The following is a 5,838-nucleotide window of genomic DNA, read 5'->3' on the forward strand; positions in this document are numbered from 1 at the left end:
GTGAAGATTATGAACATTGTATCTTGGGGCAGAACAACCTTCAATAAAGTGTAATTCACTTCCTTGGTCAGCTATTATTAAAGTGTGTTCAAATTGTCCCATGCCAGCCAAATTCATTCGGAAGTAGGCCTGAAGCGGTAAGGGTACCTTAACGTTTTTTGGAACATAAACAAAAGAACCACCGCTCCAGATCGCTCCATGAAGGGCAGCATATTTATGGTCGTTTGCAGGGACTAATTTCATGAAATATTTTTTTACGAGTTCTGGATGCTCTTTAACAGCAGTTTCCATGTCGAGAAAAATAACTCCGAGCTCTTCCAGATCTTTACGAATGTGTTGATACACGACTTCTGAATCATATTGGGCACCAACCCCTGCAAGGGCCTTCCGTTCGGCTTCGGGAATTCCCAGGCGCTCAAAGGTATCTTTGATTTCGTCGGGAACTTCATCCCACGATGCTTCTTTCACTGCATTTGGTCTTATGTATGGGACGATTTCGTTTATATTCAACTGACTCCTGTCAACACCAAAGTCGGGTTCAGGTGTGTTCCGGAAAACTCTGAGTGCTTCCAGGCGCTTCTCGAGCATCCATAGCGGTTCTGATTTGTATTCGGAAATTTCTCTGATAATCTTCTCATCAAGCCCTGGAGCACTTTTAAAAGCATATCCAGCCTTGTTTTTAAAATCGAATTTTGATTCATCAACATTGACATGTTTTCTCACTTGATTCACCTCTCTATCCCTTCGAGTAGAAAGGCATATCCATTTTCTTCTATCTTTCTCGCCAGCTCAGGACCGTCAGTTGCTGCTATTTGACCATTTATGTAAACATGAACTCTATCCGGAGAAATGTAATCCAGTAATCTCTGGTAATGGGTGATCAACAATATTGACATACCTTCATCTTTGAATTTATTTATGGCTTCTGCGATTTTTCTGAGAGCGTCAACATCCAGCCCAGAATCTATTTCGTCAAAAATTGCCACTTTCGGCTTTAAAAAGCCAAATTGCAATATCTCGCTTTTTTTCTTTTCACCACCAGAAAATCCCAGGTTCAAATATCTTTCAAGAAATTCTTGATTAAGTGCCACTACATCGGTGAGGCTTTCTATTTTTCTATTCATTTTCAATAAAGGTTCTTTACTTCCCAGGGCTTGTTTTACAGAAATCAGAAATTTTCTCAGTCGAACTCCAGGGATTTCTTGTGGGTGTTGAAAAGAAAGGAATATTCCCTTCTTTGCCCGTTGGTCTACAGTAAGATCCAAAATACTTTCGCCTTCAAGGCGTATGTCACCGCTAGTAACTCTGTATTTCGAATTCCCCATTATCACATTCGCGAGGGTTGATTTACCGCTCCCATTGGGCCCCATTATGGCGTGAATCTGCCCTTCGTTTATTTTTAAATTTACCCCTTTTAATATTTCGATGTTCTCTTCTGCGAGTACAGCATGAAGATCAACAATTTCCAATAAAGCCATAAAAATCCCTCCAGTCACCAATATCTCTACTTTTACCACATAATTATATCATAATACCGACTAATTTTGTAGAATTTACGATTTGATTCCGATTTGTTAGAATAATTCCCAGGGAGGTGAATTTTTGTTTAATACAGTGGTGGGTTTTCTGATGGGAATAGCAAATCTCATTCCCGGTGTAAGTGCTGGAACCGTAGCACTTCTTGGTGGAGTATATGACAAGTTGATTCATGCAATCAGTGATTTTCTATCTCTTAAACTCTCCAAAGGAGAGCTTTTGTTTTTGATTGAGATCGTAGTAGGCATTGTTGTGGGCTTAGTTGGTTTTTCTCATTTGGTGGAGACAGCAATAGTGAAATTTCCCTCGGTTACCTATGGCGTATTTACAGGTTTAGTTATTGGCGGAATACCCTTTGTCTTTTCTCAAACTGGTAATAGAAGAAAAAGCCACTGGCTGAACTTTTTTATAGGGGTTTTTCTTGTGATATTATTGTCACTTCCCGGAGAAGCTACAAAGGAAGCTGGAAAGAACATACTTGAACATTCGCCTGCGAAATTATCTTATGATATTTTTGCAGGAATGATAGGGTCTTCTTCAATGATTTTGCCAGGAGTTAGCGGCGCTTTCATTTTGTTGTTGCTTGGCGAGTACCACAGAGCAATAGCGGCTATAAATGCGCTTGATGTATACGTAATTCTTACAATAGGTTTTGGAATTATCCTTGGAATTGCCCTAATAAGCAAAATGCTGAATATGCTATTGGAAAGAAAAAGAACTGCCACATTTATGTTCCTCGCCGGGCTTATGAGCGGATCTATTCCGGATCTGTTGCTCAGACCAGCTGTGTTTAATTTTGCCCAGATATTAATGGGAATCAGTGCCGGAATCGTGTTTTCACTTTACTTTTCAAGGATAGGAAAGAAAATAGGTGAAACCAGAACCCAGTAAATGGGTTCTGATGTTTTAAGTAGTTCTGATGATTTCTGTTGATTTCTGTTTATTTATTACCCGCTGAAACCCGTTCAAGTTTCAAATCGTTATCAAGGAGTTTCCCGAGCCCAAAAGCGACACAGGTTCTTGGGTCGGGGGATAGGATGGTGTTGATTCCGGTTTCCTGGATAAACAATTCAGATAGTCCATTTATCATGGCGCCACCGCCCGTGAGCACAATGCCTTTGTCAATTATGTCTGAGGCGATTTCTGGTGGTGTTTCTTCGAGCACCTGTTTAAGGCTTAAAACAAGATCTTGAAGAATTGGTGTAATTGCTTCCAGAACGTCTTCGGAATTTATACGAATATTTCCGGGCAACCCCGTTATGGCATCCCTGCCTCTTACCTCAAGTTCATAATTTTCCATTGAGGGGAAAGCTTTCCCAATACGCATCTTTATCTCTTCCGCAGTTGCTAAGCCAATGAAGAACTTATACTTCTTCTTTATGTATTTGATAATAGCTTCATCCATAGCATCGCCGGCTATCCTGAGAGATTTTGATACTACGATGCCCCCAAGGCTAATCACAGCTATATCAGTAGTGCCACCACCGATGTCCACAACCAACGAACCTATGGAATCAAAGATGTCCAATTCCGCGCCAACTGCTGCTGCAACGGGCTCCAAAACAAGATAGACTTTATTCGCTCCAGCACTCAAAGCGGCTTCAATTACGGCTCTTCTTTCAACACTGGTGACTTTTGCAGGCACTCCGACCACCACGGACGGTTTGGTGAAAGAAAAACGTTGCTTAGTCCGTCGTAACAATTCCTGTAGCGCTCTTTCAATTATGGTGTAATCTGCAATGACTCCATCTCTTATGGGTCTTACCGCTTCGATATCGTGAGGAGTTCTACCCATCATCTCCTTTGCTTCCTTACCAATGGCAATTATCTTCTTGGTTTTCTTTTCAACTGCTATAACCGATGGCTCGTCAATAACCAGCCCTTTCTCCTTTTGAAAAACAAGCAGCGATGATGTTCCTAGATCGATGCCAAGGTCTCCTTTTCTCATTCGTATACCTCCTGTACTGGATAAACTGGCGTGCCCGGTGGGAGTTGAACCCACAGCCTCTGGATCCGGAGTCCAGCGCTCTATCCATTGAGCTACGGGCACTGCAATAAAGAGAAACTCCCTGAGAAGTTTTTAAAAATACTCCTGTCTGTGTTCTTATCGATAACAATTATATCGTAACAGGAAAAATCGAGCTCGTCTCGTAAATTCTTTGGAAGAAATCCTTTACTTTTGAGATGCAAATAAACCTGTGGGTGCTCACAGTATATATCAAGAGCTCTACAGTCTATTTTTTCGATTCCATCAATTAACGGTGAAGGCGGATTGTATAGAAGTACGGCATGGTTAAACAACTGATCAGGTTCGACTTTACAGCCCTGAAGCCGTCCCTTGATTTCATAGCCCATTGAAGGGTTTCTGATATATCTATCGAGAATATCTGCAGCGCTTACAGCGTCTTCCATAGCTTTTTTTGTGCCAGATAGTTTCATGATGGTGTTTGCGAAGACACTTGACAATCTTTCGTCAACCATGAAAACGGGCAAGCCTGTCATTTTCTTGATTTTTTCGGCAAAAGCAATGGCCTTTAGAGAAGAGTTGCTGTACTTCCCTGACATAGATAAAGGGAGACCTATCACTATGATCTCAACAAACTTTTCCTTTATGAGTTCTACAAGCTTCTTTTTATAACCTATATGAGAAATAACAGTTAGAGGTGATGAATAACTGCCTGAAGATAGCGCAAGACCTATTTTGGAGTCGCCATAATCAATGCCCAGGATGTTCATAGAATTCACCTATTACATTCCCATCTAAACAAAGCGATTTTATAACCCTTATTTCACAGCTTTCCAGGAGTTCTCTTGCAGATTTCAAATCGCTGCATCGTACAGCCAGCGAAATGGAACAGCTCATAAAAGCTGTTGGAGGGGTTGGAAAAAGCTTGACAAAGAAAAGACTTTCCCTTAAAATTCTGAGAGCTTTTCCAGCATGCTTTTGGAAAACGATCAATAATCCATCAAGAACCTGGGTGTCATACAATTTTCAACACCTCGGTCCCATCACCAAGGCTTTTTAGCAATGAGCGTGTTGTTGTAGTTGAAAGTTTCGAAGCAAACCATCTTGTCATACGCTTTTCGGCAATTCCTTCTCTGTATCTGAGTGTTTTCTTTATTCTCTCAGATGAGAAGAATTTGCCATTCATAGAATGCCACAGATCTTCTTCTTGCTTTACTGCACCTATTTCCTCAAGAATAGAGAGGTAAACCCGCGCAAGCCCGCTCTCAAAGCTAAGGGCCCTGGTGATATCGCGTTCATTTGCCGGAAGGACATCAAAAATATCCTGATAGATTACCTGCAATTCTTCAATGGTTGGAAAAATCTTATCAATTTCGTTTACATTGGACTGTAAATCGTTTTTGTTGAAGCTCAAATTCAGAAAAAGCTCTGAATCTTCGCCAGGTCTTGCGGTAACGGAATCAAGGAGTTCGAGAAAATTCCTTGGTGCACTGTAAAAAACGATATTTGAATTTCCCAACATAACTCCAAGGCCATCATTGGAAGGTGTGGTTATCAGGACCTTGATTTTCTGCCTTTCTACTAAAGAATAGATGTTAGCTCTCTGAAAGTCTTTAAGGAGATAATTGTAGAAAATTAATTCTCCATTTTGTAATGTATGAGAAAGCCTTGACCCGAGAGTCTTTGCTAAAGATATGGTTTTGTGAGGTGAATCAACGATTATTGCTACATTTTCACCGTGCTTTACAAGGGAAAGGATTTGGTCTGTCTTCTTTCGTGTCCCCCGGTTGTCAATTATTCCAACACGTTTGATATATGCAGGCTTGTAAATATACGATATTTTTCTGCTGCTGAGGAAATCTTTTAATTCTTTTGTAAAAACGCTGCCAATAAAACCGGATTTATCTAACACCGAGTCCAGATTTTTTATCAGGGCATCTAAATCAGGGTGGTTACTGTATATTCCAGAAATTAAATAGGCAGGCTCATCGAAGAGGATTTCATCAAACTCCTTAAATTCATTTATTCTTTCGTTGAAAAAAGGTAGGGTAGTAAAGATTACTTCGGCATCCAGGGCTCCTCTGTAAAGGGAGTTAGCATACACTGGCTTTATTGGATCGAGATAGTGCTGAAGTGAGTAATACGTATGTGCCAGAGTACCATTGATGCTTGACACAACAACGGTACGTTTCCCGGAATGATAGTTGCTAAGAAGCCTCCAGGCCAGAAGAGGGTGCTTTAGCCTGATACTTCCAAATGCTCCCCAGATTTTTTTTGCTGTCATTTGCAAGAATTCTGGCGCTTTGTGTGAAAGATGTTTTTCGAGATCGTTTACC

At 40.8% G+C, this 5,838-nt stretch carries 6 protein-coding genes, 1 tRNA gene and 1 pseudogene; 1 reads left to right on the top strand and 7 read right to left on the bottom strand.

Going from position 1 to position 5,838, the window contains the following annotated elements:
* Both sufB and sufC read right to left on the bottom strand, forming a co-directional pair.
* The coding region (gene sufB / locus AC3LHT_RS00370) for a Fe-S cluster assembly protein SufB (protein WP_488661645.1) at window positions 1–723 on the bottom strand (723 nt) is incomplete at its 3' end.
* Between the two features lie 5 nt (window positions 724–728).
* Window positions 729–1,478, bottom strand: a complete 750-nt coding sequence (sufC, locus tag AC3LHT_RS00375) for a Fe-S cluster assembly ATPase SufC (RefSeq protein WP_488661646.1) — start codon at window positions 1,476–1,478, stop codon at window positions 729–731.
* Between the two features lie 124 nt (window positions 1,479–1,602).
* On the opposite strand from sufC, the gene AC3LHT_RS00380 reads away from it, so the two are divergent.
* The gene (locus tag AC3LHT_RS00380) at window positions 1,603–2,427 is read left to right on the top strand and encodes a DUF368 domain-containing protein (RefSeq protein WP_290665833.1); all 825 of its coding nucleotides are present in this window, start codon (window positions 1,603–1,605) and stop codon (window positions 2,425–2,427) included.
* Between the two features lie 49 nt (window positions 2,428–2,476).
* On the opposite strand, the gene mreB is transcribed toward AC3LHT_RS00380, so the two are convergent.
* The 5 genes and pseudogenes from mreB to AC3LHT_RS00405 all read right to left on the bottom strand — a co-directional run.
* The gene (mreB, locus tag AC3LHT_RS00385) at window positions 2,477–3,484 is read right to left on the bottom strand and encodes a rod shape-determining protein (RefSeq protein WP_290665835.1); all 1,008 of its coding nucleotides are present in this window, start codon (window positions 3,482–3,484) and stop codon (window positions 2,477–2,479) included.
* A gap of 26 nt (window positions 3,485–3,510) precedes the next feature.
* Window positions 3,511–3,586: transfer RNA gene (locus AC3LHT_RS00390), tRNA-Arg, on the bottom strand.
* Window positions 3,577–4,272 carry a Holliday junction resolvase RuvX gene (gene ruvX, locus AC3LHT_RS00395; RefSeq protein ID WP_488661648.1) on the bottom strand — a complete coding sequence of 232 codons (696 nt, stop codon included), beginning with the start codon at window positions 4,270–4,272 and terminating at the stop codon, window positions 3,577–3,579. The genes AC3LHT_RS00390 and ruvX overlap by 10 nt, the downstream gene beginning before the upstream one ends.
* On the bottom strand, window positions 4,253–4,525 hold the full coding sequence (locus AC3LHT_RS00400) for a putative Se/S carrier-like protein (RefSeq protein WP_488661647.1): 273 nt from the start codon (window positions 4,523–4,525) through the stop codon (window positions 4,253–4,255). The genes ruvX and AC3LHT_RS00400 overlap by 20 nt, the downstream gene beginning before the upstream one ends.
* Window positions 4,518–5,838 (bottom strand): annotated as a pseudogene (locus AC3LHT_RS00405) (single-stranded-DNA-specific exonuclease RecJ); the annotation flags it as partial. The pseudogene AC3LHT_RS00405 and the gene AC3LHT_RS00400, both read right to left, overlap by 8 nt.

The sequence above is a fragment of the Kosmotoga sp. genome (genome assembly GCF_982836095.1).

Excerpts from the sequence above, each read along its gene's own strand:
- sufC (WP_488661646.1), bottom strand. The coding sequence starts at position 1,478 with ATGGCTTTATTGGAAATTGTTGATCTTCATGCTGTACTCGCAGAAGAG.
- mreB (WP_290665835.1), bottom strand. The coding sequence starts at position 3,484 with ATGAGAAAAGGAGACCTTGGCATCGATCTAGGAACATCATCGCTGCTT.
- ruvX (WP_488661648.1), bottom strand. The coding sequence starts at position 4,272 with ATGAACATCCTGGGCATTGATTATGGCGACTCCAAAATAGGTCTTGCG.